At 65.2% G+C, this 24,756-nt stretch carries 23 protein-coding genes and 1 tRNA gene; 12 read left to right on the forward strand and 12 right to left on the reverse strand.

Annotated features, from left to right (window positions below):
- Nucleotides 1–39: 39 nt before the first annotated feature.
- The 3 genes from MUB46_RS22020 to MUB46_RS22030 form a co-directional block, all read right to left on the reverse strand.
- Nucleotides 40–627, reverse strand: coding sequence for an OmpA family protein (locus MUB46_RS22020; protein ID WP_261618131.1), 588 nt, complete (start codon nt 625–627; stop codon nt 40–42).
- Between the two features lie 92 nt (nt 628–719).
- Nucleotides 720–1,169 (reverse strand): cysteine rich repeat-containing protein, encoded by a 450-nt coding sequence (locus MUB46_RS22025; RefSeq protein ID WP_261618132.1) that lies wholly within the window; start codon nt 1,167–1,169, stop codon nt 720–722.
- Nucleotides 1,170–1,371: 202 nt separating this feature from the next.
- A complete protein-coding gene (locus MUB46_RS22030) occupies nt 1,372–1,959 on the reverse strand; it encodes a response regulator (protein WP_261618133.1) in 588 nt (195 codons plus the stop codon).
- A gap of 236 nt (nt 1,960–2,195) precedes the next feature.
- Between MUB46_RS22030 and MUB46_RS22035 the strand changes: the two genes are divergently transcribed.
- Nucleotides 2,196–3,161, forward strand: coding sequence for an AEC family transporter (locus tag MUB46_RS22035; protein ID WP_261618134.1), 966 nt, complete (start codon nt 2,196–2,198; stop codon nt 3,159–3,161).
- A gap of 2 nt (nt 3,162–3,163) precedes the next feature.
- On the opposite strand, the gene gluQRS is transcribed toward MUB46_RS22035, so the two are convergent.
- Nucleotides 3,164–4,048: a tRNA glutamyl-Q(34) synthetase GluQRS gene (gene gluQRS / locus MUB46_RS22040; protein ID WP_261618135.1), complete on the reverse strand. Its 885-nt coding sequence runs from the start codon at nt 4,046–4,048 to the stop codon at nt 3,164–3,166.
- Between the two features lie 77 nt (nt 4,049–4,125).
- Between gluQRS and MUB46_RS22045 the strand changes: the two genes are divergently transcribed.
- Both MUB46_RS22045 and MUB46_RS22050 read left to right on the forward strand, forming a co-directional pair.
- Nucleotides 4,126–4,779: a DNA-3-methyladenine glycosylase family protein gene (locus MUB46_RS22045; protein ID WP_261618136.1), complete on the forward strand. Its 654-nt coding sequence runs from the start codon at nt 4,126–4,128 to the stop codon at nt 4,777–4,779.
- Nucleotides 4,780–4,935: 156 nt separating this feature from the next.
- Nucleotides 4,936–5,493 carry an HNH endonuclease gene (locus MUB46_RS22050; RefSeq protein WP_261618262.1) on the forward strand — a complete coding sequence of 186 codons (558 nt, stop codon included), beginning with the start codon at nt 4,936–4,938 and terminating at the stop codon, nt 5,491–5,493.
- Between the two features lie 58 nt (nt 5,494–5,551).
- Here the strand turns inward: MUB46_RS22050 and MUB46_RS22055 are convergent, their stop codons facing one another.
- Together MUB46_RS22055 and MUB46_RS22060 are read right to left on the reverse strand one after the other, a co-directional pair.
- Nucleotides 5,552–6,061: a disulfide bond formation protein B gene (locus tag MUB46_RS22055; RefSeq protein ID WP_261618137.1), complete on the reverse strand. Its 510-nt coding sequence runs from the start codon at nt 6,059–6,061 to the stop codon at nt 5,552–5,554.
- Between the two features lie 35 nt (nt 6,062–6,096).
- Nucleotides 6,097–6,678 carry a YqaA family protein gene (locus tag MUB46_RS22060; protein WP_261618138.1) on the reverse strand — a complete coding sequence of 194 codons (582 nt, stop codon included), beginning with the start codon at nt 6,676–6,678 and terminating at the stop codon, nt 6,097–6,099.
- A 114-nt stretch (nt 6,679–6,792) separates the two neighbouring features.
- Between MUB46_RS22060 and MUB46_RS22065 the strand changes: the two genes are divergently transcribed.
- A tRNA-Leu gene (locus tag MUB46_RS22065) sits at nt 6,793–6,879 on the forward strand.
- A gap of 571 nt (nt 6,880–7,450) precedes the next feature.
- On the opposite strand, the gene MUB46_RS22070 is transcribed toward MUB46_RS22065, so the two are convergent.
- Nucleotides 7,451–8,068, reverse strand: a complete 618-nt coding sequence (locus tag MUB46_RS22070) for an EF-hand domain-containing protein (protein WP_261618139.1) — start codon at nt 8,066–8,068, stop codon at nt 7,451–7,453.
- 241 nt (nt 8,069–8,309) lie between these two features.
- Between MUB46_RS22070 and MUB46_RS22075 the strand changes: the two genes are divergently transcribed.
- The 4 genes from MUB46_RS22075 (at nt 8,310) to MUB46_RS22090 (ending at nt 13,479) form a co-directional block, all read left to right on the forward strand.
- Complete coding sequence (locus MUB46_RS22075) at nt 8,310–9,029, forward strand: response regulator (RefSeq protein ID WP_261618263.1); 720 nt, start codon at nt 8,310–8,312, stop codon at nt 9,027–9,029.
- Nucleotides 9,026–10,390: an ATP-binding protein gene (locus tag MUB46_RS22080; protein ID WP_261618140.1), complete on the forward strand. Its 1,365-nt coding sequence runs from the start codon at nt 9,026–9,028 to the stop codon at nt 10,388–10,390. The genes MUB46_RS22075 and MUB46_RS22080 overlap by 4 nt, the downstream gene beginning before the upstream one ends.
- Before the next feature lie 102 nt (nt 10,391–10,492).
- Nucleotides 10,493–12,175 carry a PAS domain-containing protein gene (locus MUB46_RS22085; protein ID WP_261618141.1) on the forward strand — a complete coding sequence of 561 codons (1,683 nt, stop codon included), beginning with the start codon at nt 10,493–10,495 and terminating at the stop codon, nt 12,173–12,175.
- Between the two features lie 62 nt (nt 12,176–12,237).
- Nucleotides 12,238–13,479, forward strand: coding sequence for a D-alanyl-D-alanine carboxypeptidase family protein (locus tag MUB46_RS22090; RefSeq protein ID WP_261618142.1), 1,242 nt, complete (start codon nt 12,238–12,240; stop codon nt 13,477–13,479).
- Nucleotides 13,480–13,496: 17 nt separating this feature from the next.
- Here the strand turns inward: MUB46_RS22090 and MUB46_RS22095 are convergent, their stop codons facing one another.
- On the reverse strand, nt 13,497–13,751 hold the full coding sequence (locus tag MUB46_RS22095) for a sulfurtransferase TusA family protein (protein ID WP_261618143.1): 255 nt from the start codon (nt 13,749–13,751) through the stop codon (nt 13,497–13,499).
- 197 nt (nt 13,752–13,948) lie between these two features.
- Here MUB46_RS22095 and MUB46_RS22100 point away from each other — a divergent pair, with 197 nt between their 5' ends.
- The 4 genes from MUB46_RS22100 (at nt 13,949) to MUB46_RS22115 (ending at nt 19,153) form a co-directional block, all read left to right on the forward strand.
- Nucleotides 13,949–15,748: a long-chain-acyl-CoA synthetase gene (locus MUB46_RS22100; RefSeq protein WP_261618144.1), complete on the forward strand. Its 1,800-nt coding sequence runs from the start codon at nt 13,949–13,951 to the stop codon at nt 15,746–15,748.
- A gap of 81 nt (nt 15,749–15,829) precedes the next feature.
- Entirely contained in the window at nt 15,830–16,378 is a 549-nt protein-coding gene (locus MUB46_RS22105) for a DUF924 family protein (protein WP_261618145.1), read from the forward strand.
- A gap of 91 nt (nt 16,379–16,469) precedes the next feature.
- A complete protein-coding gene (locus MUB46_RS22110) occupies nt 16,470–17,861 on the forward strand; it encodes a lipopolysaccharide biosynthesis protein (protein ID WP_261618146.1) in 1,392 nt (463 codons plus the stop codon).
- A gap of 83 nt (nt 17,862–17,944) precedes the next feature.
- Nucleotides 17,945–19,153 carry a GNAT family N-acetyltransferase gene (locus MUB46_RS22115; RefSeq protein ID WP_261618147.1) on the forward strand — a complete coding sequence of 403 codons (1,209 nt, stop codon included), beginning with the start codon at nt 17,945–17,947 and terminating at the stop codon, nt 19,151–19,153.
- 12 nt (nt 19,154–19,165) lie between these two features.
- On the opposite strand, the gene MUB46_RS22120 is transcribed toward MUB46_RS22115, so the two are convergent.
- From MUB46_RS22120 to MUB46_RS22135, 4 genes are all read right to left on the reverse strand, one after another.
- Complete coding sequence (locus tag MUB46_RS22120; RefSeq protein WP_261618148.1) at nt 19,166–20,794, reverse strand: acyl-CoA synthetase; 1,629 nt, start codon at nt 20,792–20,794, stop codon at nt 19,166–19,168.
- Nucleotides 20,795–20,896: 102 nt separating this feature from the next.
- Nucleotides 20,897–21,424, reverse strand: coding sequence for a CAP domain-containing protein (locus MUB46_RS22125; RefSeq protein ID WP_261618149.1), 528 nt, complete (start codon nt 21,422–21,424; stop codon nt 20,897–20,899).
- Complete coding sequence (locus MUB46_RS22130) at nt 21,421–23,904, reverse strand: DUF3772 domain-containing protein (protein WP_261618150.1); 2,484 nt, start codon at nt 23,902–23,904, stop codon at nt 21,421–21,423. The genes MUB46_RS22125 and MUB46_RS22130 overlap by 4 nt, the downstream gene beginning before the upstream one ends.
- 83 nt (nt 23,905–23,987) lie before the next feature.
- A complete protein-coding gene (locus tag MUB46_RS22135) occupies nt 23,988–24,623 on the reverse strand; it encodes a DedA family protein (protein ID WP_261618151.1) in 636 nt (211 codons plus the stop codon).
- Nucleotides 24,624–24,756 lie beyond the last annotated feature (133 nt).

Raw genomic sequence — 24,756 nt, forward strand, 5'->3', positions numbered from 1 at the left:
GGTTGCGCGGCGCCGCTCCGGTGTGTGCTTTTCTGTCCGCTACGGCAGCGGGCCGAGGTTGACGAGCTGGACGCGACGGTTGATGCCGCCCTCGGGATTGGCCGGGTCCTTCAGCTGCTCCTCGCCGAGGCCGAAGGCCCTCAGGCGATTCGGCGCGACCTTGAAGTACGAGACCAGCGCATTGCGGATGGCGTCGGCGCGCCTCTGGCTGAGCCCGAGGTTGTACTCGCGCTTGCCCTTGGCATCGGTGTGGCCGACGATCAGAAACTGGTCTCCGACCAGGACCGGGTGGTGCAGGGCGTCCGCCATGGCGCCGAGGATCCGGTAGGATTCCGGCTTGATGATGTCGGAATCGAAGTCGAACAGGATCTCGACATCGAAATTCGGCAGGTTGGCGAAATAGTCGAGGTACTCGTCACGTCCGACATTTTCCTCGGTGTTCTCGGTCCGGATCTTGACCAGCACGTCATTGCGCATCTTGTTGACGTCGAGGACCGTGGTGCGGTTGCTCAGTCCCTGCAGGTCTCGGATCAGGTCGCCCTGGGTAACGGCTGATTGGGCATGGGCCGCGCCCGTGGAAAGGGCGGCGACGACCAAGGCCGCCAGCGTCGAATAGAAAGCTTTCATCTTGTATCTCCGAAAATCGCTCGGCCGGTCCGGCGCGCCGCGCGAGCGCTTACCGTGGTAACGGAATGCGGAACCGGCATCGTGGAAACGAGTCAGCGCCAACCGGCGTCCGTGAGGGCCTGGGTGCAGGGTGCGCTGACCCTGCTGCCCGTTTTCAGGAGACAGCGCAGATAGCGCCCGTTGCCGGGATCGTATTCCTTGCAGAACCGCTTGATGTCGTTGGCGCACAGCTGCTCCGTGGCGGCCTGCGCGGCCGCGCGTTTGGCCAGCGATGCCTGCGTGGCGACGAACGTGGCCTTGCACTGCTCGGATACCTTCGACAGGTTCTTTTCCATGCAGGCGCCCATGCCGCTGCCGATATTCGTGTTCTTGCAGAACTTGCCGATGTCGGCGCCGCAGGCCTTGGCCAGTTCGTCGACGGACTGCGCGTAGCTGATCGTCTGGGCCCGTGCAGGCGCGATGGCGAGCATGCCGGCAACGAGGAAAAACACGGCGAATGCTGTCGCCGAATTCGTCAGGGCCGATTGATTGTGAGAAGTCATGTGATTCCTCTCAGAATGGGAAGATGTTCCGTTTGACGGGAAAGGTTATATTTAGGCAGCATACTGGATGCCGCGCGAAACACGAGCCGATATAGACGTCGCGTGATAAGGAAATCTTACGATACCGCCGCCGGGGAGCAACCGGGGCTGCCGACAAAATCGCCTTGTGGACACTGCGGAAGGCGGAGGCTGTAGGCGGGTTCTACTGCGCGTCGGACTCGATCAGGCTGGTCTCGACGGCGGCAATCAGTGCAGCGGCGAGGCGGCGCGTATCGAACGGGGCTTCGGCTATTGCCGAAAAGCCGGCTTCCTCGAGTATTTCGTCTTCGAGATCGGCGCGGCCGAGAGCCACGAGCGGAGGCGTCGCGTCACCGGCGAGCCCGGTGATCGCGCGGGCGGTGGCGAGCCCCGCCAGGCCGTCCATCTCGACATCGAGCAGGATCGCGTCGAACGCCTCGCGCGCGAACCGGATGATCGCTTCCTGGGCGCAGCCGACGGCAACATGCTCCAGACCGAGACGGTCAAGCAGAACGCCGACCATTAGTCGGTTCATCGGATTGTCCTCGACCAGCAGCACGCGCGGACGCACCGCAAGGCCCTCCGCGACACTGTGATCGAGCGTGGCGGGCCGGCGCAGCGAGCTGTCGGTGAGGGCGGAGAGTGAAACGCTCAAGGCGGCCGACGGCTCGGGAAGGCCTGCAACGAGCTCTGCCAGGGCGGCGATGCCGGCCTGGTCTTCCCAACCGGGGCCGGTCATGGCCCTGCCGGTCGAACCGGTGTCTGCGCTCAAGTTGGGAATCCCCTAGTGGTCCGTCCGTACGTTGGGACACAAAGATTTGGCAGCGCCTCCGCCGACTTCGTCACCGAACAAGCCGGCGGAGGCGGCGCCTCCCTGTGTTATGAGCAGCATGCTAGAGACGAGCCTTTAAAGGAAGGTCAAAGAGAGTGCTTTATCGCACTTAAGGTAAACGAGTTTTCTCTCGAGGGCAGCATTTCGCCCCCACACAGCGCCGAGGACCAATTGCCGTGAACGACTCTATTGCCCAGATCTTCTGGATCGTCTTGCCGGTATTCGGCCTGATCGGAGTCGGCTTTGCCGCCGCGTGGAGCCGCTATCTGCCCGAGTCGATCGGGGAGGGCCTGGGCGATTTCGTTTTCATGGTCGCCTTGCCGATCCTGTTGTTCAAGACGCTGGCGACCGTGCACTTCCCCGATATCTCGCCGTGGCCGGTCTGGATCAGCTATTTCGGCGGCGTCGCGGTATGCTGGGCGCTTTCGGACCTGATGCTGCGCAAACTGTTCGGACGCGATGCCAAGGCCGGCATCATCGCCGGCGTATCGGCGGGGTTCTCCAACGCGGTCCTGCTGGGCATTCCGCTCGTTTTTACTGCCTTCGGCGAGCAAGGCGCGGTTCCCGTCCTGTTGATCGTGGCGGTGCAGCTGCCCGTGCTGATGACGGTGAGCACGGCGCTGATCGAATGGGCCGAGCACCGCGACGGCACGGCGACGGGGCCGATATCTGTGCCGCGTATTGCCGGGTCCATCGCGCTCAATCTCGTCAAGAATCCGCTCGTCATCGGCATTGTCGGCGGCAGTTTCTGGCGTTTTCTGGGCCTTGGCTATTCCGGTCCGCTGCAGGTGCTTGGCGATCAGATTGCCGTGGTGGCCGTTCCCTGCGCGCTGTTCGCGCTCGGGATGAGCCTGACGAAATACGGCGTGCGCGGGCACGTGCTGCCGGCCGTGTTCATCTCCGCCTTCAAGCTACTGCTGATGCCGGCGATCGTCTGGTTCCTTGCAGCCAGGGTGTTCGCGCTGCCGCCCATGTGGACGACGGTGGTCACCCTTATCGGTGCCTGTCCGACCGGCGTGAACGCGTGGCTGATCGCCAACCGGTTCCGCACCGGGCTTGCGATCTCCGCCAACTCGATCACGCTGACCAGTGCGGGCTCGGTCCTCACCTTGCCGTTCTGGCTCTGGGTGCTCGGCGCCTGAGCCTAAAGCCCTACCATCCGTCGGATATCCGCGGGCGTCCTGCCGGCGTCGCGCAAGGCGGCCAGGCCCGTGTCGCCGCGCGTCTTGGACAGTTTGTGGCCGTCGTCGTTCATCAGGAGCCGGTGATGGGCGTAGTTTGGCGCGGGCAGACCCAGCAGCGTCTGGAGAAGGCGGTGGATCGCGGTCGCGTCGTACAGGTCGCGCCCGCGGGTAACGTGGGTGATACCCTGCAGCGCGTCGTCGACAGTCACCGACAGATGGTAGCTCGTCGGTGTTTCCTTTCGGCAGATGACGACGTCGCCCCACCGGGCCGGTTCGGCGACGATGTGTTCCACCGGAGCAGAGGCCCGGTCATAGAAGGCATCGCCATGCTCGATCCAGGATAGCGACCCGGCGAGAGCCGCCGCGCGTCTCATATCGAGCCGCAGGGCGTGGTGGCCAGCTTCCGCCAGACCGATATCGGGGCGCACCGGCTCGTGCGGCCGGCAGGTGCCGGGATAGAGTGGCGTGCCGTCGGGATCGCGCGGCCAGGGTCCCTCGGTCTCCTCCAGGGCGGCGACCGTCCCCGCGATCTCTGCGCGGGTGCATGTGCACGGGTAGAGCAGTCCCAGGTTGGCAAGCTCCCGGGCAGCGGCGCGGTAGTCGGCGAAATTGTCGGACTGGCGGCGCACCGGTCGTTCCCAGGCGAGACCGAGCCAGGCGAGGTCGTCTTGGATGCCCTGCTCGAACGCCGGGCGGCACCGGGTCCGGTCGATATCCTCGATGCGCAACAGAAAGCGGCCGCCGCGAGCGCGGGCCGCGTCGTGGGTCAGCAGCGCCGAAAGAGCGTGGCCAAGGTGCAGCGCACCGGTCGGGCTCGGTGCGAAACGCAGGACGGGAGGCGACATGACGGCAAGAGATACGCGTTAGTGGCGCAACTGCAAATGGGTATGCGCGTCGAAAGGCTGCCGCTAGTCTCGCGCCCATGTCTGTGACCATCCCCCGACTCGAAACGTCCGACGACATCGCGCGCGCGCTCGAGACGCTTGCCGCGGGCGATCCGGTGATCGCCCGCGTGCTCACCGAAACCGGCGTGCCGGCACCGCGGCGGCGCGAGCCGGGGTTCGAGGGGCTGGCCCACATCGTCGTCGCGCAGCAGGTGTCGACGGCGAGTGCAGCGGCGATCTGGGCCAGGCTGAGGACGGCCGTGGAGCCGTTCGAGGCGTGCGCACTGGCGGCTGCCTCGGACGAGACGCTACGCGAGGCAGGATTGTCTCGCCCCAAGATCCGGACGCTCCGCGCCGTCGCCGAGGCGGCCGAGACCGGTGCGCTGCGATTCGAATCACTTCGATCCCTCGCGGCCGAAGATGCGCATGCGGCGCTTTGCGCGGTGCACGGCATCGGTCCGTGGACGGCGGATATCTATCTGATGTTCTGCCTCGGCCATGCCGATGCGTGGCCTGCCGGCGATCTTGCCCTGCAACACGCGGTCGGCGCCGCGAGCGGCCTCGCGCATCGGCCATATGCCAGGGAAATGGCGGAAATCGGGGCGCGCTGGCGGCCTTTGCGTGGCGCCGCGGCGCTCTTGTTCTGGGCATACTACCGGGTCTTGAAGGGCGGTTCCGGCGCGCCTGTCTGATGGGCGTATTGTCGGATCGGACCGGCAACGACGCCTTTATGAGACAGCTTCACAAGACTGACACGGCGCATATATTATACGCATACCATATGTTGTCTCGTCCGCTCCGGATTCTCCCACATCAGGGGCGGGTCGAAGCTACGCTGGAGAGGAGAGATCTTGACGGTCGTCTCACCAGAGGCATGTCCGGCACTGGTCCTGAACGCGGACTTCCGTCCGCTGAGCTACTTTCCGTTGTCTTTGTGGTGTTGGCAGGACGCGGTGAAGGCGGTGTTCCTCGATCGGGTGAACATCGTCTCGGAGTACGAACGGACCGTACGAAGTCCCAGCTCGGAGATACGCCTGCCCAGTGTCGTATCTCTGAGAGAATATGTCCGTCCCGCCCGTCACCCCGCCTTCACCCGCTTCAACGTTTTTCTCCGAGACCGCTTCAGCTGCCAGTATTGCGGCTCTTCCGACGACCTCACCTTCGATCATCTGATCCCGCGTGCGCTGGGTGGCCAGACCACCTGGGAGAACGTCGTCGCCGCCTGCTCGCCCTGTAACCTGAGGAAGGGCGGCCATCACCCGCGCAAGACCAACATGTGGCCGGCGCAGATGCCGTATCGGCCGACGGTGTTCGACCTGCAGAAGAACGGCCGGCTGTTCCCCCCGAACTATCTGCACGAGAGCTGGCTAGACTATCTCTACTGGGATACCGAGCTGGAGCCGTAGGGTTGGCGCGTGTTCGCCTGGGGCGTGTTTGCGTGGGGCCTGCTTACCGGGCGCGTGTTTACCGGGCGCGCTTGAACGCCGCGCCCAGCGAAATCGCGGCAAGCGCCGCCGAAATCAGAAAATTGTAGCCCGCGAGCGACAGGCCGAAGAGCTGCCAGGCCGCTTCGTCGCAGCGTACGAGCACGACGTCGTTGAGGCTTTCCAGCAGGTTGCCGGTGTCGAGCGCGCGCCCCGCACCGGCCGCGCAGTCGGTCGGGCCCGGCCAGAATTTCCACTCGACCCCGGCGTGATAGGCGGCAAGGCCCGCACCACCCAGAAACAGGAGGCCGACGATCCCGATCAGGCTCCGGGGAACCGTCGATCCCGGCATACGGCGGGCGGTGACGAAGGCCACGAAAGCGAGCGGAACGCCGATATAGTAGGGAATGCGCTGCTGGAGGCAGAGCGGACAGGGCACGTAACCGGCCATCTGGAAAGCCCAGGCGCCGATGATGGTCGCGGCTCCCACGAGAATCACCGCGGCCGAGGCGCGGCCGACCGGCGTGCCGAAGTTGGGGGCGTTGCTCATGCATCCATCCGGGTTTGGCCGATCGCGGCCGGGGATCACAGCAGATAACGCGCGACGACGAATCCGCCAAACAGCAGAATCACGAAGATCGTGAACAGCAGTCCGAGCCGACGCTCTATGAAGTCGCGGATCGGCGGGCCGAGCCACCATAGCAGGGCGGATACTGCGAAAAAACGAAGCCCCCGGGAAAGGGCACTGGCGACCAGGAAGACCGGCATCGGCAGGCCGGTGGCGCCGCTGGCGATCGTGATCACCTTGTAGGGGAACGGCGTCAGGCCGGCGAAGAACACGATCCAGGCGCCGTATTCGTTGTAGCGGGCGGCGAACTCCTCGAACTTGTCCGCGTAACCGTAGAACTGCAGGATCGGCTCCGCCAAGGCGTCAAACAGGAACGCGCCGATAAGCCAGCCGGCGATGCCGCCGAGGACCGAGGCGAGCGTGCAGATCGTGGCGTAGAAAAACGCCTTCGCCCGCTTGGCCAGGACCATTGGGATCAGCAAGACGTCCGGCGGGACCGGGAAGAACGAGCTCTCCGAAAAGGAGATCCCCGCCAATGCCCAGGTGGCGTGGCGGCTGGCGGCGAGAGCCATTGTTCGATCGTAGAGTTGGCGCAGCATGGCGGGCGGATGTACGCGGTTTCCGGGGCTAAGTCCATCGGCGACGTCGCGTGTCGCGCATCGTCGTATGAAAGCGTTGACGATGGGCCCGCGAACCCTATGATCGCGCGCCGTGCCCCTGTGGCGGAATTGGTAGACGCGGCAGACTCAAAATCTGCTTTCCGCAAGGAAGTGCTGGTTCGAGTCCGGCCAGGGGCACCACTCCTCAATCTCTCCAGACACTTAGCCTCCGCGCCGATGCTGGTCCGGCGAGCGGCGGGTCGCTGCCGCCCGGCGATGCAGGCCCCGGCGGGGGGCGATTCCAGAGGGCGAGGCGGGAGAACCAGGGCGTGCTTGCGCAGGCACACTTCACCGTGCGCCGCCAGCGCTGGTTTCGATCTTTCGGATATCCGGAGGCGTGTTTTTGGTTAAAGAACCGGGTTCCGCCGAAACCGTCGGGTCGCGTCGCTAGAGAATCCCTATGGTCCGCATTGTCTGGGAAACCTGGGTCGATACGGTCTTGATATAGTAACCGTGATTTTGTCCCACGTCCCAGACGACGGCCAAGGTGATTATGAACACCACGATAACCGCACGCATACGGGTCAGCTTGGAACAAAAAGATTTAATACTCGTATACGATCAAAACGGGCCTTTTCATCAAAGGACCGTTTTAACCATAGCGATCGACGCCTAAAAAGGCGCGGCCCGGACGGGGGCAATGGCCGGGCCGCGCATTCCCGCCTTGCCTGTCTGCGAGAGCAAGGCGGAAACTGAGGTCAGGGACGAAACCCTAGTTTTCGGTCCCCTGCTGCGGGCCGCGGCGCATCCCGTCCTTGGGGCCATAACCGCCGCGACTGTCCCGTCCCCGATCGAAGTCGCCGGGGCGATCGTCGCGAGACAGGACGCCGTCGCCGTTGCGGTCGAAGCGTTCGACCAGCCTCGTGCTCGGCGTGTCGAACTCTTCCTTCGTTATCTCGGCGTCGCCGTCGGGATCGAGGAACTGGAAGGCCCGCACCGTCGCCGGCTCGGTAATCTCGCTGAACAGCGCTGAGAATTCGGTGAGAGAGAGCTTCCCGTCGCCGTTTGTGTCGTAGGTGTCGAACCGCTGGGTACGGGCGGCGTCGATTTCCGCCTGGGTCAGCTTTCCGTCCTTGTCCGTGTCCGCGAGCTCGAACATGCGCTTGGCGACCATCGGGCCCATCATGCCGCCCATCGGGCCTCCGAAATGCCCGCCGACCCCGTGACCCATCCGGCCGCGTTCGCCATGCATCATGCCGCGCATTCCGCCGTCGCGGCAGGGGCCGAAGCCGTGGCCGCGCCAGCCGCTGTCGGCGTAGACCGCCGAGCCGACCCCGACGACCGCGAGGACGGCGCCGGCGGCAGCCAGTAGTTTGGTGGAGGTTTTCATTCTTCACTCCAATTGCTCGTCTTTCGATGAGCGCATTGAAACGCGCAGACGTCGCGGGAGTTTGTCGGCAGGAGCCTGTTTTGTATCAGTTTGTATCCCTCCGGCGGCGGGCTTCGCGGTCATCTAGAGCCCGCCGGCCCCGTGTCGGCGCCGGGGCCGCGGCGGACGGGCATCGACGGCGACGTACGAATTGATACACATTCGGCTGCGCGTGGGCCGCCAGTGGATGTATCACAAGGGCATGAACGGCAAGCCGCACATACTCGTGGTCGACGACCATCGCGATATTCGCGAACTGGTCAGCCGCTATCTCGTTAAGAACGGCTTTCGCGCGACGGCGTCGGAAGACGCGCGGGCCGCACGGTCCGCATTGGCAACGTCGGCCATCGACCTGGTGGTGCTCGATGTCATGATGCCCGGCGAAGACGGGTTGTCGCTTTGCCGCTATCTCAGGGAATCGACACAGATACCGGTCATTCTTCTGACGGCGATGGCCGAAGAGACCGACCGTATCGTCGGGCTCGAGATCGGTGCCGACGACTACCTGACCAAGCCGTTCAATCCGCGCGAGCTGCTGGCACGGATCCGTTCGGTTCTGCGACGTACCGAGGCGATGCCGCCCAACCGCGAGCCCGGGACGGGCGGGACATACCGGTTCGCCGGCTGGGCGCTCGACCCGGCGCGGCGGGAACTCATCCGTGCCGACGGCGTGGCCGTCTCGCTGTCGACGGGCGAGTTCCGGCTGCTCGTCGCGTTCCTCGACAGGCCCGGTATGGTGCTCAGCCGCGACCAGCTGCTCGATATCACGCGCGGGCGAGACGCGGTTCCCTTCGACCGGTCGATCGACAATCAGGTCAGTCGCCTGCGGCGCAAGATCGAGGACGAGCCCAAGGAGCCCAAGCTGATCAAGACGATCTGGGGCGGCGGTTACGCGTTCTCGGCGGATGTCGAGCGCCAATGAAGCTACTACCGAAAAGCTTCTCGGGCCAGCTTGCGCTGCTCCTGTTTCTGGCCCTGCTGGTCGCCCAGATCGTGACATTCGTGTTGTTCGCCGGCGAGCGCATGCGCGCCGCGCAGCAGTCCTACCAGGAGTCCGTGGTCGAGCGCGCCATCACTCTTAAACGACTCCTGCAGGATATCCCGCCCGCCATGCACGGGCGTCTGCTGGAAGCGGCAAGCGAGCCGCGGGTCAAGTTCTGGGGGAGCGACAAGCCGAGCACCCGAGGCGGGCGGGACAAGGTATCGGACTTCCTGGCCACGGAACTGGCGGTCGCGCTCCAACTGCCGCGCGGCTCCGTGCGTGTCGCCATCGGCGTGGAGAGACCGGGGGACAGGCCGCATTGGTGGTCGTTCCGGGACGGCCGGCCGCCTCCGCCGCAGAGGATCGGCTGGTTCAAGGCGGCGATCGCGCTCGAAGGCGGCGGCTGGATGAATATCGCGACGGCGCCGCCGCCCGGTCCCCGGCCGTTCGGTCGACCGCTGTTTGTCAGCCTGCTGATATCCACTGTCGCCACACTGGTGGCGGCGATGCTGGTGGCACGCCGGATCGTGCGGCCGATGCGCGCCCTTGCGGACGCAGCCGAAGGGCTTGGTCGTGGCGAGGCGGTTGGCGCGCTGCCCGAAACGGGCCCGGAGGAGGCACGGCGCTCGGTTCGTGCCTTCAACGAGATGCGCGAACGCCTCGATCGGTTCGTGCGTGATCGCACGCACATGCTGGCGGCGATCTCGCACGACCTCAGGACGCCGCTCACCAGTCTCCGACTTCGCGCCGAACTGCTCGATGACGTCGAGATGCGCGAGAAGATGATCGAGACGGTCGAGGAGATGCAGCACATGACGGAGGCGACACTGGCCTTCGTGCGCGCAGATCAGGCCGAAGAGGAGACCCGCTCGATCGATCTCGCCGCGCTTGTCGACAGCCTCGCCGCCGATCTCGTCGAACTCGGCCAGAGCATCGCGGTGACCGAGGCGGCGCGTCCGGTCGTGCGCGGGCGTACGGTGGCGCTTCGCCGCGCCATCCGCAATGTCATCGAGAACGCCGTGCGCTACGGCGAACGGGCGCATGTCACCGTCGACATGACGCAGACCCCGTCCGAAGCGCGGGTCCTGGTCGAGGACGATGGTCCGGGGCTGCCCGAAGGCGATCTCGAACGGGTGTTCGAACCCTTCGTGCGCGGCGAGGCATCGCGAAGCCGGGAAACCGGAGGCATCGGTCTGGGCCTAGCCGTCGCCCGCTCGATCCTCCGGTCGCACGGTGGCGACATCTGGCTGGAGAACCGGCCTTCCGGTGGGTTGCGGGTGGTGATGACGCTGCCAGCCTGACGGCGAATATCGAGAGAAATAGCCGCTCGCGGCCGTTTACCGGATTTTCAAGCGGATCCGGGACGATGCGCCCCGTATGCCTAACGGCAGGGGTCGTCTCGTATGAGAACGATACTGAAGAAAACGGTGCATCCGTCCTCGATATTGTCGGCGCTCACGGGGAGCGTTTGCCGGCGGGTTGCGCTCGTCGTCTTCCTGGCGGTGATCGTGCTCAACGCCGCGGTCACGATATTCGTCTATCACACCGACAGAAACGACTTCGTCCGCGAACGGACGGCAGAGGCGCTGTCACTGTTCGCCGCGGCGGTCGATTCGACTGCGTATCCGGGGATCGAAGCGCTGACCCGGATGGGCGAGAACCTTGTGCGCAACACCAAGGTCGATGGCGGGGTGGTCATCAGTGGCGCGGGTGAAGACCGCGCCGTCTTCGGAACGGTTCCCGGCCTGACATGGGCGGAGGCGCGGCTGAACGGCGAAGTCGTCCGCTTCTCTCCAGCCACGGGTGCATTCGACATCTTCATCTCGCCCGAGCAATCGCGGTTGCCCTACGGTGTGATCCTGCGGCTGAACGCGGCCGAGGACTGGCGGAAGCTGTCCGCAAATCTGTTCCAGCAGGCGATGCTGCTGCTTGCGGTGGCCGTCGTCTTGAGCGTGCTCACCGCGCTGATCGTCGCCAATCAGGTGGTGCGGCCGGTCGCAACGATCCGCAAAGTGGTCGATCTGACGCTCAACGCGCCGGAAGACTCCGGCGCGGTTCGCACGGGCATCTCGCGCACAGACGAGATCGGCGCGCTGGCGCGCGCGGTCGACCAGCTGCTGTTTCTGACATCCACGACCTTTACCGACGAGCTCGCCGCCGCGGTGACGATCCTCGAGACGTCGCCCCACGGCATCCTCACCTTCTCGGAGCAGGGGCACCTGATTTCGGCGAACCAGGCCGCGCTTGCGTTGTTCGGGGAACGCAATTTCACCGGTCTGCTCAATCGTGATCCCACTAGCCTGTTCCGGTTCGGGGACGAGGCGGTGGATTGCGTCGAGTTCGCCGGCCGCGGCAGGATGCTCGGTCCAGGAGAGATACTCCAGGAGCCCGAGAATTTCCCGTGTCTGGTCGCGGGTGACACGGTCAATCGCGCCGATGGGACGGTGCTGCGGCGCTTTCTGATCTTCGTCGACATGCGTGATCTGGTCGATCAGGTGCGCGCCGAAGTGCATCGGCGCGAAGCCGCCGAACGGCGCGTCACGGACCTGGTCAGCGATCTGCGACTGATGCGCCGCAATTTCGATGCCTGCCTCGTCATCACCGAAATGGACGATACCGGTACGGCGCGCCCCAGTCCGGTTACGTTGCAGCCGCGTGGCCTGATAGACACGTGGATGGAAAGATTGGCCGCGGACGGCGAACCTGTGCCCTCGGGCCTGGAGATCGGCGACCTGCCGCCGGTCAAGGGTGTGCCGGCCGACCTGCGTCGCCTTTTCGACACGGCGCTGGAGGTGGTGCGGCGTCGCAGCGGCGCCGCGGACGCTCGTATCGCGATTTCCGCCACCGGTGGCGGCGACGACGTGGCTATCGTCTTCCGTGAAATCACGGAAGACGGTGCCGATGTCGAGATCGCCTCCGATGTCGACATGGCGATCCTGCTTGGCGCGCTCGGCGTCCTGTGTCGCCGGCAGGGCGGGGCGCTGATGGCGATGACCGGCAAGGACGGGACCAACCAACTCGCAATACGGCTGAAAGTCGATCTGACGGTCGCCTCCGAGGTGCCTGCTGAATCTGAAGCTGCCTAAGTTTTCCCGCGTTGTGGCGCCGCAACCTTTGCGTCGACCCTGGAATCCCGTTAACAAGGGTCATGGTCTATTCTGGGCATAACCGACGGCGAGGCGGGTGGTGCTGGCGGCACGTTGCGGCTGCGGTTCTGTTCGCCGCCTCAAGCTTGGTTCTCGCGCCGACTGCAGGGCGTGCCGGCCCGGCGCTGGTGTTCGATACCGGAACGGGAGAAGTCCTGCACGCTTACGGGGCCTACACGCCGTGGCATCCGGCGTCGCTCACCAAGATCATGACGGCCTACGTCACCTTCGAGGCGATCCGCGACGGTACCGTCACGATGAAATCGCCGGTCCGCGTTTCGGAACTGGCCCTGTCGCAGCCGCCCAGCAAGATGGGTTTTCCGGTTGGCACGGAAATCAGCATCGAATACGCGCTACGCATCCTCATGGTGAAGTCGGCCAACGATATCGCGGTCGCGCTGGCGGAGGCGGTTGGCGGCAATTACGACGTTTTCGTCGCAAAGATGAATTCCACGGCCCGGCGTCTGGGCATGTGGGACACGCGGTACGTCAATTCGCACGGTTTGCATGACGAACGGCAGGTGACCACCGCCCACGACCTCGCACTGCTGACCCGGGCGATGATCCGCGATTATCCCCAGTACCAGGCCTTTTTTGAAATCCAGTCGATCCAGGTCGGCCAGAAGGTGCTGCGCAACCACAACAAGCTGATCGGGCGTTTCCGCGGCGCCGACGGCATGAAGACCGGGTACGTCTGCGCCTCCGGGTTCAACATCGTTGCGACCGCCACGCGCGGTGGCCGCAGGCTGGCTGCGGTCGTGCTCGGCGGCGTGCGATCAAGCCTGCGCGACGAAGTGACGGCCGGGCTTCTGGAAGCCGGTTTCGAGGCCGGCAGCGGTTTCTCGCTGTTCGGCAAGTCGGGCCGCCCAACGATCGACAGCCTGCCGCGACCCGCATCCATCGGCGCGCCTGTCGATATGCGCCCATATGTGTGCCAGAAAAAGAAGGCGCCGGCGGAGTACCTGTCTTTCGGAACGGAGCCCGCGGCGACGGTCGAAGCGAATTCCTCGCGGTCCCTCAATCCTGCCGGAACCGCGCTGGCGCTGACCGCGGCCTCGGCCATCGACCTGGGACCGATGACGCCCGGGGCCAAGCCGGTCATCGCGTTCGACGTTCCGCTGCCGCGTCCGCGCCCCGTGGAAGCGCCGAAGACCAACCCGTTCAAGTTGTTCGCCAAGCCGAGCAACGCGAGTGCGGGTTCGTCCGACTTGACCGTGCGGCCGCGTTCCAATCCGATGCGGTGACCGCTAATCGGTGACCGTCATCCGGCCTTGCGGCGAATCGTGAAGCGATAGACGCCCTCCGTTTCGGATTGTTCGACCAGCGCGTGGCCGGTTTCCGAACAGAAGTGCGGAAAATCGATCACCGAGGCCGGATCGGTCGCTTCGACCGTCAACAGGGCCCCGGGGGCGAGACCCGACAGGATCTTGCGCGCCTTGAGGACCGGAAGGGGGCAGATCAGGCCCTTGACGTCCAGAATGTCGGCAGCAGACGAGTCCGGCTGTTTCTCGTTCATCAAAACGGTCCGTCCTCTTAGCCCGTGAATGCGTTGCGGTCTTGTCGGCGACAGAAGCCGCCGGCGCGTGGGGTCTCGTCCCGCGCCCTCTTATCTAGGCCGTTCCAGAATGCTAGGAAAGACGCAAAGGGCGACCAGTGTCGCTGGCGGCGCTCGATCAGGAAGAGTGCCTGCTTGGGGGAGGCGCGGGGGAAGAGATGTCGCTCCTTAAACGGCTGCGCAGCGAATTCATCTACCTTGTTTCGGCCATTCGAATTCTCGGCAGGGTTTCGCCTATCGTCAAAAACCGGACACGTACGTTTCCGGACATCCTGGATACCCTGGCCGACCGATACGCCGACAACGTCGCCCTGCTGAGCGATCGTACCCAGTTGACCTACCGCCAGCTGCAGGCGCGCGCCAATCAGTACGCGCGCTGGGCGCGCTCCCTGGGTATCGGCAAGGGCGACACGGTCGCGCTGATGATGCCGAACGAGCCGGAATATCTCGCCGTATGGATGGGCGTCATCCGCGTCGGCGGTGTCTGCGCGCTGATCAACACCAACCTGTCCGGCGCCGGGCTGGCGCATTGCCTCAATATCGTCAACGCGCGCCAGATCCTCGTCGGCGGCGATCTGGTCGCCAATTTCGAGTCCGCGCTTACCCATATCGAAACGCCGCCGCGCCTGTGGGTCGCGGGCAAGTCGCATCCGGGTGGCGAACCCATCGAGGTCGTGCTCGAGCAGTTGCCGGACGGTCCGTTGCCGGATGACGAAAAACCCGATCTGACGATCGATGATCCGGCACTCTATATCTATACGTCGGGCACGACCGGCCTGCCCAAGGCGGCGGTGATAAACCACTACCGGGTCCAGGCGATCATGGCCGGATTTGCCGCAGCGTGTCATTCCGGCGAGAGCGACCGCATCTACATCGCGCAGCCGCTCTATCACACTGCCGGCGGCGTGCTCGCGCCAGGCATCGCGCTGATGAACGGGGGCTCCTGCTTCATCCGGGAGAAGTTTTCCGCGCGCCAGTTCTGGGACGACGTGGTCGCCTACGATTGCACCATGTTCCAGTATATCGGCGAGCTGTGCCGCTACCTGCTCAACGCGCCGACCCATCCCAACGAGACCAGGCACAAGATCCGGCTGTGCAACGGCAACGGGCTCAGGCCCGACATCTGGACCGACTTCCAGGAGCGCTTCCGGATCCCCCGCATCATAGAGTGGTACGCGGCGACAGAAGGCAACGTCACGATCTTCAATCTGGACGGTACCCCCGGCGCCATCGGCCGCATTCCGAAGTGGCTGGAAAAGCGGTTCATGACCAGGATCATCCGGTTCGATGTGGAATCCGAGACGGTCGTGCGCGGGGCAGACGGCTTCTGCATTGAATGCAAGCCGGGCGAAACCGGCGAGGCGATCGGCCGGATCCTCATCGATCCGAAGGCTCCCGCGCAGCGTTTCGACGGATACGCGGACAAATCGGCGACGGAAAAGAAGATCCTGCGCGACGTGTTCGAGACGGGCGATGCCTGGTTCCGTACCGGCGACCTACTGAAGAAGGACGCGGTCGGCTACTTCTATTTCATCGATCGGATCGGCGACACGTTTCGCTGGAAGGGCGAGAACGTGTCGACCTCAGAGGTCGCCGAGACGATCAATGTGTTTCCGGGCGTTCGCGAGGCGAATGTCTATGGCGTCCACGTGCCCGGCCACGACGGACGCGCCGGAATGGCGGCGATCGCGGCCGACGACGACCTCGATCTCGCCGGCCTGCGCGAGCATATCAATGCCCAGCTACCGCCCTATGCCCGGCCGTTGTTCGTGCGTATCCGCAAGGAGATGGAAGTGACCACCACGTTCAAGCAGAAGAAGGTGGATCTGCGCAACGATGGCTTCGACCCCGCCCGCATCTCCGACGATCTCTATTTCAACGACCCCGATACCGCCCGTTTCGAACTGATCGATCCCGATCTCTTCGGGCGAATCCAATCCAGGGCTATTCGCCTTTAGGACCGAGACCCGATGCCGGGCGGCCAGGCCGAGCGGTTTCCGGGACCTGCCAACCTGCAATCTCGAACGGAGACTTCGCATATGACCGATCTCGCCACGCCGACCGACGTCCTCGACTTCTGGTGGTCGGCCGGTCCGACCAAATGGTACGCCGGCGGCGAGGCGTTCGACGAAGCCTGTCGCCAGCGCTTCGAAGCCCTGCTTGAACACACCGCGTCAGGTGGACTCGAGGATTGGGAAGCCACGCCGCAAGGGGCGCTTGCCCTCATCATCGTGCTCGACCAGTTGTCCCGGAATATTCTTCGCGGAAGCCCGCGCGCCTTTGCGCAGGACGAACGGGCGGTCGGCGTTTCCGAACGTGCGATCGCCGCAGGCTACGACAAACTCTGGCCGGTGCCAGCGCGCAATTTCTTCTACATGCCATTCATGCATGCCGAGGATATCGACCTGCAGGCGCGCTGCTGCGACTTCTTCCGCGCCCATGCGGACCAGGATGGCTACTTCTACGCGCTGGTGCACCTGGATGCGATACGCCGTTTCGGGCGTTTTCCCCACCGAAACACGGTTCTCGGCCGCGAGTCGACGCCGGAGGAGCGGGCCTACCTGGACTCCGGCGGGTTCTCTGCCTGAACCGGCCTGACGTGCGGTCCGGAACCGTTTCTTAAGCGCTTTTATCTAGGCTCCCGCCCGTATTCCGGAACCGGACAGGACAGGGGCCAGGGTGAGCGAGATAACCTCCGCGAACCAGCAGGACGATGCGGGTGTGCCGCGCGGGCGGATCGCCCGCGGGCGCCGTCTGGTCGTCGACATACTGCGCGCCGAGACCGACCGGACGCTGGCCCAGCGCACCGCCGTCATCGCCTTCTTCATCCGTGCGTCGAGTGCGGCGATCGCGCTCGTCTCGCAGATCCTGCTGGCGCGCTGGCTGGGCAGCCATGAATATGGCGTCTTCGCCTTCGCCTTCGTGACGCTGGTGATCGTCGGCGGCCTGTTGCCGATGGGCTTTCCGACGGCAGGCCAGCGGTTCATCGCCGAATATGCCGAAGCCGGCCAGTCCGGCCTGCTGCGCGGTTTCCTGGACGGCAGCCGCCTGCTGATGGTGGCGATCGGCACGACAGTGTCGCTGCTCGGCGCCCTCGGCCTATGGCTGTTCGGCGACCTGATCGACCGGCAATACCTGCTGCCGCTCTACCTGATCCTCGTCTGCCTGCCGGCCTATGCGCTGATGGAGGTCCAGGACGGCATCGCGCGCAACTACTCGTGGATCGACCTGGCGCTGGCCCTGCCCTATCTGGTGCGGCCGCTGATCATCATCGCCATCGTCGGCGGCACCATGCTCGCCGCCGGTAGCGCCGACGCGATCACCGGTGCCTACGCGCTGATCGGCGCGATCTGGTTCACCGGTGTGCTGCAAACGCTGTTACTCGAACTGCGGCTCCGGCGTCGCGTGCCGAAAGTCGCGCGTGTTTACGCCTGGAAGCCGTGGGTGATCACCTCTCTGCCGATCTTCCTGGTCGAGAGCTTCTACATGCTACTCACCAATACGGACGTGCTGGTGCTGTCGATCTACGAAAGCCCGGACAAGATCGGCATCTACTATGCCGCGGTGAAGACCTTGGCGCTGATCTCGTTCGTCCCCTTCGCGGTGACGGCTGCCTCCGCGCACAAATATGCTGAGTACGGCGCGACCGGAGACCGGGCCAAGCTCGAGGCCTTCGTGCGCGATACCGTGAACTGGACGTTCTGGCCGGCGCTCGCGGCGACACTGGCGATGCTCGCGGCCGGCAAGCCGCTGCTGTGGCTGTTCGGGCCGGAATTCGTCGACGGCTATCCGCTGCTGTTCATTCTCGTGCTGGGCCTGATGGCGCGGGCGATGGTCGGGCCTGTGGACCGGGTCATGAACATGCTCGGCCAGCAGAACGTGTGCGCGCTGATCTACGCGGTCGCCTTCGCGCTCAATCTGGTGCTCAACTTCACCCTGATCCCGCTGTTCGGGCTTGCCGGCGCCGCCTGGGCGACGAGCCTCGCGCTGATCGCGGAATCGATCTTGCTGTTCTTCGGGGCAAGGGCGCGGCTCGGCCTGCATGTCTTCATTCTGAACGGCAAGCGCTGATCCGCGTCGCGAAACGGGACACCGGACATCCGGTGCGGGAATACGGTATGGCGACGTCATCCGTCGACACAGGTGCGATACTGATGCGAAAGGGCACAGACCGCGCGGCGAAAGCGGCATCCGCCGGCGCGCGGCCGGAGCGCGCCGAAGTCGCTCGATTCGTCACCGAAACGGTCGATCGGGAGGGCCTTGTCCGCATCCGCGACGCCTGGAAGGCGCTCGCCGGCCGGGCCGCCGAGCCGAATGTCTTCTACGATCCGGATTTCGCGTTGCCGGCGATCGAAGGCCTCGTTGCCGGCGCCGCCATTCGTGCACTGCTGGTGTGGTGCGACGACGGGCCGTCCGGGCGTAGGCTGACCGGCGTGTTTCCCTTCATCGCGAAGCGGCGCTGGAGCGTCCCGCTCAGCGTCGGCGAGGCGTTCATCCATCCCTACGCCATGTCCTCCGCTCCGCTGGTCGACAGGCAGGCGGTCCCGGAGACCGTCGCAGCCTTCCTCGACTGGCTTGAGGGCGACACGTCGCCGGCGGCCTGGCTGTTCCGCTTCCTGCCGGAAGACGGCTCCTTGCACGCGGCCTTTGTCGATGCGGCCGGCCTGCGCAAAGCCGCGCTCAGCCGTCATGGCGCCTACCATCGGGCGGTGTTCGACGGCGGCAGCGTCGATGAGCGCTATCTGGATGTCGCGCTTGGCAGCAAACGGCGGAAGGAATATCGCCGCCTTCGCCGCAGGCTCGCGGATCATGGCGAAGTGACCGTGACCCGCGCCGAGGCCCCTGACACGGTCGCCGCCGGGATAGACGCGTTCCTGGCGCTGGAGGCCGCCGGCTGGAAGGGCGCACGGGGGACGGCGGCAGCGTTGTCGCCGGAGATCGCGCGGATGTTCAAGGCCATCGCCGCGGGCCTGGCGGCTTCCGGACAGATCCGCGTCGATGCGCTCACGGTCGACGGCAAGCCCGTCGCCGTCGCGGTGAGCTGCGGCGAGGGCACCGACTGGTGGTTCTGGAAGATCGCCTATGACGAGGACTTCGCTACCTATTCCCCGGGTGTCCAGCTCGTCGCCGAGATCACCCAGGCCGCGATTGCCGCGCGGGACGACGAGACCTACGACTCCTGCGCGCTGCCCGGTATACCGATGATCGAGCGGCTGTGGCGCCAGCGCCGGCCCTATGCCGATGTCCTGATCGCGCCGGCGACGCTTGGCGGATTGCGGGGGATGGCCGGGCGCCTGGAAACGTGGCGGCGTCGGATGGAATGGCTCGCCAAGCGGGCGCTCTCCGCGATCGGCAAGCGCTAGCCCGACGCGGGCTCAGCTCTTATCGCGCAACAGGCGGCGTATGACCTTGCCGGTCGTCGTCAGCGGCATCTCCTCGAGGAACGCGATCTCGCGCGGATACTCGTGGGCGGCCAGCCGGTCGCGGACGAAGTCCTGGATATCGGTCACGAGCGCGTCGTCGGGCTCGACGCCCTCTCGCGGAACGATGAAGGCCTTTACGATCTCCGTGCGGACAGGGTCCGGCTTGCCGACGACGGCGGCCAGCGCCACGGCGGGATGGGCGATCAGGCAGTCCTCGATCTCGCCGGGGCCGATGCGGTATCCGGCCGAGGTGATCACGTCGTCGTCGCGGCCGACGAAGAAGAAATATCCCTCCTCGTCGACGAGGCCCTGGTCGCCGGTCTTCATCCAGTCGCCGACGAACTTGTCGTCGGTCGCCTCGGGCCGGCCCCAGTATTCCAGGAACATCACCGGATCGGGCCTGCGCACGGCGATCTGACCGATCTCGCCGGGAGCGAGAACGTTGCCGTCCTCGTCGATCACCGCGACGTCGTGGCCGGGCACCGGCTTGCCGATGGCGCCCGGTTTCGACACGCCTATGGCCGCGCAGGAGGACAGCACCAGATTGCATTCGGTCTGACCGTAGAATTCGTTGACGGTGAGGCCCAGCGCCTGCTTCGCCCAGTCGTAGACCTCGGCGCCCAGCGATTCCCCGCCGCTACCGACCGTGCGCAGCGAGATGTTCCAGCGATCGCGCGGGTTGCGGACGCCGCGCATCATCCGAAGCGCCGTCGGCGGGATGAAGGCGTTGCGGATGCCGAGCTCGGCCATCAGCGCGAAGGCGAATTCGGGATCGAACTTCTCGAACCGGCAGGCGACGACCGGCACGCCGTGGTAGAGCGCGGGAAACAGGATATTGAGCAGGCCGCCCGCCCAGGCCCAGTCGGCTGGCGTCCAGGCGATGTCGCCGGGCTGCGGGAAGAATTCGTGCGGCATCTCCACCCCGGGCAGATGGCCAGGGAAGACGCGATGGCCGTGCAAGGCGCCCTTCGCCGCGCCGGTGGTGCCGGAGGTGTAGATGATGAGGGCCGGGTCGTCTCGGCCGGTGTCCGCGATTTCGAAATGCGGCGAGGCGCGGTCGCAGGCTGCGTGAAAGTCTTCGGCGCCACCCGGACTATCCCCGCCGGGCCCGTCGACGGAGAAGATGGTGTGCAGCGTCTCGGGATAATTTTCGAGACGGGCGATCTTGGTAAGGCCGTCCGCGCCGGTGACGAGCGCGCAGGCGCCGGAGTCGGTCAACCGGTATTCGAGCGCGTCGACGCCGAACAGCATGGCGAGCGGTATGACGATCGCCCCCAGTTTGTAGGCTGCGAGATGCGCGATCGCCGTTTCCGGGCCTTGCGGCAACAGCAGTGCCACCCGGTCGCCACGTTTGACGCCGGCGGCGGACAGCGCGTTGGCGAACCGGTTCGAGCGGTCGCTCAGCGTTCCGTAGGTGATCTTCTCGACCGAGCCGTCGGCCAGCCTGTTCAGGATCGCGACCCGGCCGGGGTCCCGCGCGGCCCAGCGGTCGCAAGCGAAATGGGCGATATTGAACCGTTCCGGGATGTCCCAGCGGAACCGTTTGACGAGCTCGTCGTAAGAGGAGGCGTTCGGCAGCATGGCGCGCCTTCATCGTAAGAGGCGGCCGGATCGTAGAAACCGGAGCGGTTTATTGCAACGTTCCGGGTAACAAACTGCTGGGCAGACGGCCTTTTGGGGGGCTCAGGTGGGCTTGGCCATGATCAGCACCCAGTAGACCTTGTATTTGGTGCCGGGCAGATAGACCGCGGCAATGCCGAGGTTCTCGGCGGGCTCGAACAGCATGGTGTCCCGGTGCGGTTCGCTGTCGCGCCAGCCGGAAAACGCCTCGGCCAACGTGTAGTAGCCGGCGCTGACCGATTCCTTGACCTCTGCGGTCTCATATCCGGCTGCGGCGAGCCGCGCTTCCAGCTTGCCGTCGGGCCGGATCGCCGCGCCTTTGCTGGCGGCTGCCGCGAGATCGCGGGCGTAGTCGCGCGCGAGGCCGTTCAGCCTGTCATCGAGTGTGACGTCCGACAGGCCGTTCTTGGCGCGATAGGCGTTAACCATGCCGAGTGCCGAGGCCTCGTCGAGGTCGCCGGCGACCTCGGCGAGGTTCGCGTAGAGCGGTGACCGGGACCCGGAGTCCGGGCCGAAGCAGCCGGTCAGCAATGTCGGCACGACCGCCGCTATGGCCAGCCGCAGAACGAACGCGCGCGCGAACGGGATCATTCGGCCGGTTTCTCCGTTGAGCGGGAGCGCCCACCGATCGCTTCCTCGAGCCGGTCGATGTCGCGCAGGTTGATGTCGCGCTGCGGGAACGGAATTTCGATGCTGGCCTCGCGGAAGCGCTTCAGGATCTCGAACCGGAAGTCGCTGCGTACGGTCAGCGAGTTGTTCACGTCGCCGATATAGGCAAAGAGGTTGAACACGAGCGAGGAGTCGCCGAAGTCCATGAAATAGACCCGCGGCTCGGGATAGGCCAGAACGTTGGGATGCCCCCGGGCGATATCGAGCAGGATATCGCGCACCGTCTCCGGATCGGCGCCATAGGCCACGCCGATGGGGATGACGACGCGGCCCATCATGTTGGAATGCATCCAGTTTTTGACCGTACCGGTAATCAGGTCGGAATTGGGGACGATGACGGTCGCCCGATCGAAGGTCTCTATCTCGGTCGAGCGGATGGAAATCTTCCGGACATTGCCCTGTTCGGCGCCGACGACGATCCAGTCGCCTTCCTTTATCGGCCGTTCGGCAAGAAGGATAAGGCCTGAAACGAAGTTGCTGACGATCGACTGGAGACCGAAACCAATGCCGACGGACAGGGCACCGGCCAGCAGAGCGACGTTCTCCAGGTTGAGGCCCATATAGGTGACGGAGAGGATCGCGGCGAGGATGACGCCGGCGTAGCCCGCAATGGTCCGGATCGAATTGCGCAGGCCCAGATCGAGCTGCGTATTGGGCAGGAAGCGATTGGCAAGCCAGCTCTGGATCGCCCGCGTCGCCACCAGGCCGATGACGAGCACGATCAGCGCGCCGAGGATCGACGACAGCGAAATCGTTACGCCGCCAATCCTGAAGCCGAAGAAGGCATTCTGGATCCATTGGTTCCACTGGCGGGTATCGAAGCCCCAGGGCAGCATGACCAGAACGGCGCCGCAGATGACGACCAGAATGCGCAGCAGGCCGCTCGCCACCAGAGCGAGCTGCATGACACCGCTTTCGCTGATGCCGAAAGCCGAAGCGACGAAGCTGCCGATACGGCTGGTGGGAACCAGAACGGCATTGACCGTTTCTTCTATCAGTCCGAGCAGCAGCCAGACGATCGCGAACACGGCGCCGGCCAGTACGAGCTGGATAGCGAGGAAATTGGCGAGCGCGATGAATCCGGTGATCAGTGCCGCGAAGATGGCGAAGGTCGAAAGCCAGATGATGCGGTGCATCCATTGCCAGATAAGGCTGGTCTGGCCGGCTTCGCCAAGAGGGATCTCGCGCCAGGCGGAGGCAAGCCGCCGCAATGCGCTCGCTATGAGGGCGGCGATCAACAGAGCGGCCAGAGCGCGCTTTACGATCTCGACCGAAACCGGCGCGACCAGCACGTCGTTGGCCGTTTCCAGATAGCCGCCGACGGCGAGAACGCCGGCGATCAGGGTCACCGATGCAACGGTCTGGGCTGCAGCGGCATCGGACAGGTTGATGGGGCGCCAGGCCGGCCGCAGCGGCGCACAGATGCCGCGGGCCAGTCCAAACAGGAAGCTGAAGCTGGCAACCGCAGCGAACATGCCGCGGTTCATCTCGATCAGGCGGGGCGTGAGCAGGCCGCTGGTATCCAGCGCCAGATAGACGACCGCGATGGCGACCACCGGTAGGATGCCGTCCGTCACCATTACCAGAACCGCGCGGGACAGCTTCTGAAGACGCGGCACCTCTGTGTCGGCTTCGCCGATCGGCGGGGCGAACTTGCGCATGAAGCGGCGCACGAAAACGCCGATCACGATCGCAACGATGAATGCCACGGCGATGACTAGCGCTGATTCGACGTTCATTCGAGAAACAGCGACCGCCCAGGAATCTGTGATCAGCAGGGTAAAGCCGCGCGTGACTTTCGGAACGTCCTGCAGCCCGTCAATCCAGAGAGACGGATTGAGAATGCTGTGGTTGCGCACCAAAAGCGACCGGGAGAAGCGGTCACGTCGCTCGGCCGCAACTTCGCGAACGACCTGCTCGGCCTGGACGATGGCGAGCCGGACCTTCTTCAGGGTCGCGTCCGCCGCCGCCAGCGCGGCTGTCTCCGCCCTGCGGCGTTCGGCAATGTCCGGTGTCTCCGGCGGATCGTTCTCGCCGGGCGCCGGGCCGAGTTGATCGAGCCGCGCCTGGATCGCCGCGACATCGGGCTCGATCTGGGAGGCCAGGGCGCGCGCCTGTTCGATGATGTCCTCGGCTGCGGTCCGTGCGGCCGCGAGCTCCTCATCCGTCACGCCGTCGCGCTGAATGGCGAGCAGGGTGTTGTCGAGGTTGAGTTTCCAGGCGTCGGCCCGCTGGCCGATCGCGGATTGCGCCGCAGCCGGTGCCGAGAGCGCGGTGCCGGCTTGCGGTTGTCCTGCCGTGCCGGATGTGCCGGTTTGCGCGAAGCCATGCGCCGGCAGGGATACCGCCAGGACGGCCAGGATCGTGAAAATCACCGCAAATCGCCCGCGGCGCGCTGTCATGGGCGCTCTCCTTCCGAATCGACGGTCACAATAGACAGGAATTCCAGGCGGGACGAGGGCAGGCCATCGCGCGGAACAGCGGATCAGGGGCGGTCGGTCGGGGCCGATGATGGCACCGTTCTGGCAAGGAGCAGGACCAGGCCGACGGCGCAGAGCGCCGTGGCGACGGCCGCAGCGATCCCCCAGGGGCCAAGGCGATGCGCAAGGTCGGAGATGCTGGAGACATGTCCGGCGAAGTACCAGGCGCCGAGCCCCCAGGTGCCAACCCAAAGGAAGCCTCCGATCACGTTGAACAGCAGAAATCGCGGGAACGGCATGCCGGCGGTACCGGCGACAAGACCGTTCAGTTGCCGCAGGATGTCGAAGAAACGGGCGAAAACGACGGCGATCGGGCCGTAGCGGGTGAAGACGGATTCGACCTTGGCGAACCGTTCGTGGGTGAGGCCGAAGCGGCGCCCGTGATGGAGGATCAGGGTGCGGCCGAGCGTGCGCCCGACGAGAAAGCCGACGCTGTCCCCGAGGACCGCGCCGCACCACGCCCAGACGAGCAGGGCGATCAAGGATATCTCGCCGCGGGCGGCGAGCGTTCCGGACAGAATCAGCAGGGATTCGCCCGGAAGCGGGGCACCAAAGGATTCCAGAAAGATGATCGCGCCGGCCGCGACCGGGCCATGGGCGCGGACGAAGCCCTCCGCATCGGTGAAAAGCGACTCGATCATCATGGCCGCGGGACAGGCGGAGACGCGGCTCGCGCCGCAAGCGATATCAAAGGCCGTGCCGTCATGCCGAAAGTCCGGTTCTGCCTCGCGTCTCCTTCCTGTTTGCTATCTGGACGGTCCGCGGTCAATCTCG

Source organism: Microbaculum marinisediminis (assembly GCF_025397915.1).
Classification (GTDB): Bacteria; Pseudomonadota; Alphaproteobacteria; order Rhizobiales; family Tepidamorphaceae; genus Microbaculum; species Microbaculum marinisediminis.

Excerpts from the sequence above, each read along its gene's own strand:
- MUB46_RS22095 (WP_261618143.1), bottom strand. The coding sequence starts at position 13,751 with ATGAACGAGAAACAGCCGGACTCGTCTGCTGCCGACATTCTGGACGTC.
- MUB46_RS22080 (WP_261618140.1), top strand. The coding sequence starts at position 9,026 with ATGAAGCTACTACCGAAAAGCTTCTCGGGCCAGCTTGCGCTGCTCCTG.
- MUB46_RS22045 (WP_261618136.1), top strand. The coding sequence starts at position 4,126 with ATGTCTGTGACCATCCCCCGACTCGAAACGTCCGACGACATCGCGCGC.
- MUB46_RS22025 (WP_261618132.1), bottom strand. The coding sequence starts at position 1,169 with ATGACTTCTCACAATCAATCGGCCCTGACGAATTCGGCGACAGCATTC.
- MUB46_RS22085 (WP_261618141.1), top strand. The coding sequence starts at position 10,493 with ATGAGAACGATACTGAAGAAAACGGTGCATCCGTCCTCGATATTGTCG.
- MUB46_RS22060 (WP_261618138.1), bottom strand. The coding sequence starts at position 6,678 with ATGCTGCGCCAACTCTACGATCGAACAATGGCTCTCGCCGCCAGCCGC.
- MUB46_RS22100 (WP_261618144.1), top strand. The coding sequence starts at position 13,949 with ATGTCGCTCCTTAAACGGCTGCGCAGCGAATTCATCTACCTTGTTTCG.
- MUB46_RS22090 (WP_261618142.1), top strand. The coding sequence starts at position 12,238 with ATGGTCTATTCTGGGCATAACCGACGGCGAGGCGGGTGGTGCTGGCGG.
- MUB46_RS22070 (WP_261618139.1), bottom strand. The coding sequence starts at position 8,068 with ATGAAAACCTCCACCAAACTACTGGCTGCCGCCGGCGCCGTCCTCGCG.
- MUB46_RS22075 (WP_261618263.1), top strand. The coding sequence starts at position 8,310 with ATGAACGGCAAGCCGCACATACTCGTGGTCGACGACCATCGCGATATT.
- MUB46_RS22020 (WP_261618131.1), bottom strand. The coding sequence starts at position 627 with ATGAAAGCTTTCTATTCGACGCTGGCGGCCTTGGTCGTCGCCGCCCTT.
- MUB46_RS22115 (WP_261618147.1), top strand. The coding sequence starts at position 17,945 with ATGCGAAAGGGCACAGACCGCGCGGCGAAAGCGGCATCCGCCGGCGCG.
- MUB46_RS22105 (WP_261618145.1), top strand. The coding sequence starts at position 15,830 with ATGACCGATCTCGCCACGCCGACCGACGTCCTCGACTTCTGGTGGTCG.
- MUB46_RS22130 (WP_261618150.1), bottom strand. The coding sequence starts at position 23,904 with ATGACAGCGCGCCGCGGGCGATTTGCGGTGATTTTCACGATCCTGGCC.
- MUB46_RS22135 (WP_261618151.1), bottom strand. The coding sequence starts at position 24,623 with ATGATCGAGTCGCTTTTCACCGATGCGGAGGGCTTCGTCCGCGCCCAT.
- MUB46_RS22125 (WP_261618149.1), bottom strand. The coding sequence starts at position 21,424 with ATGATCCCGTTCGCGCGCGCGTTCGTTCTGCGGCTGGCCATAGCGGCG.
- gluQRS (WP_261618135.1), bottom strand. The coding sequence starts at position 4,048 with ATGTCGCCTCCCGTCCTGCGTTTCGCACCGAGCCCGACCGGTGCGCTG.
- MUB46_RS22055 (WP_261618137.1), bottom strand. The coding sequence starts at position 6,061 with ATGAGCAACGCCCCCAACTTCGGCACGCCGGTCGGCCGCGCCTCGGCC.
- MUB46_RS22120 (WP_261618148.1), bottom strand. The coding sequence starts at position 20,794 with ATGCTGCCGAACGCCTCCTCTTACGACGAGCTCGTCAAACGGTTCCGC.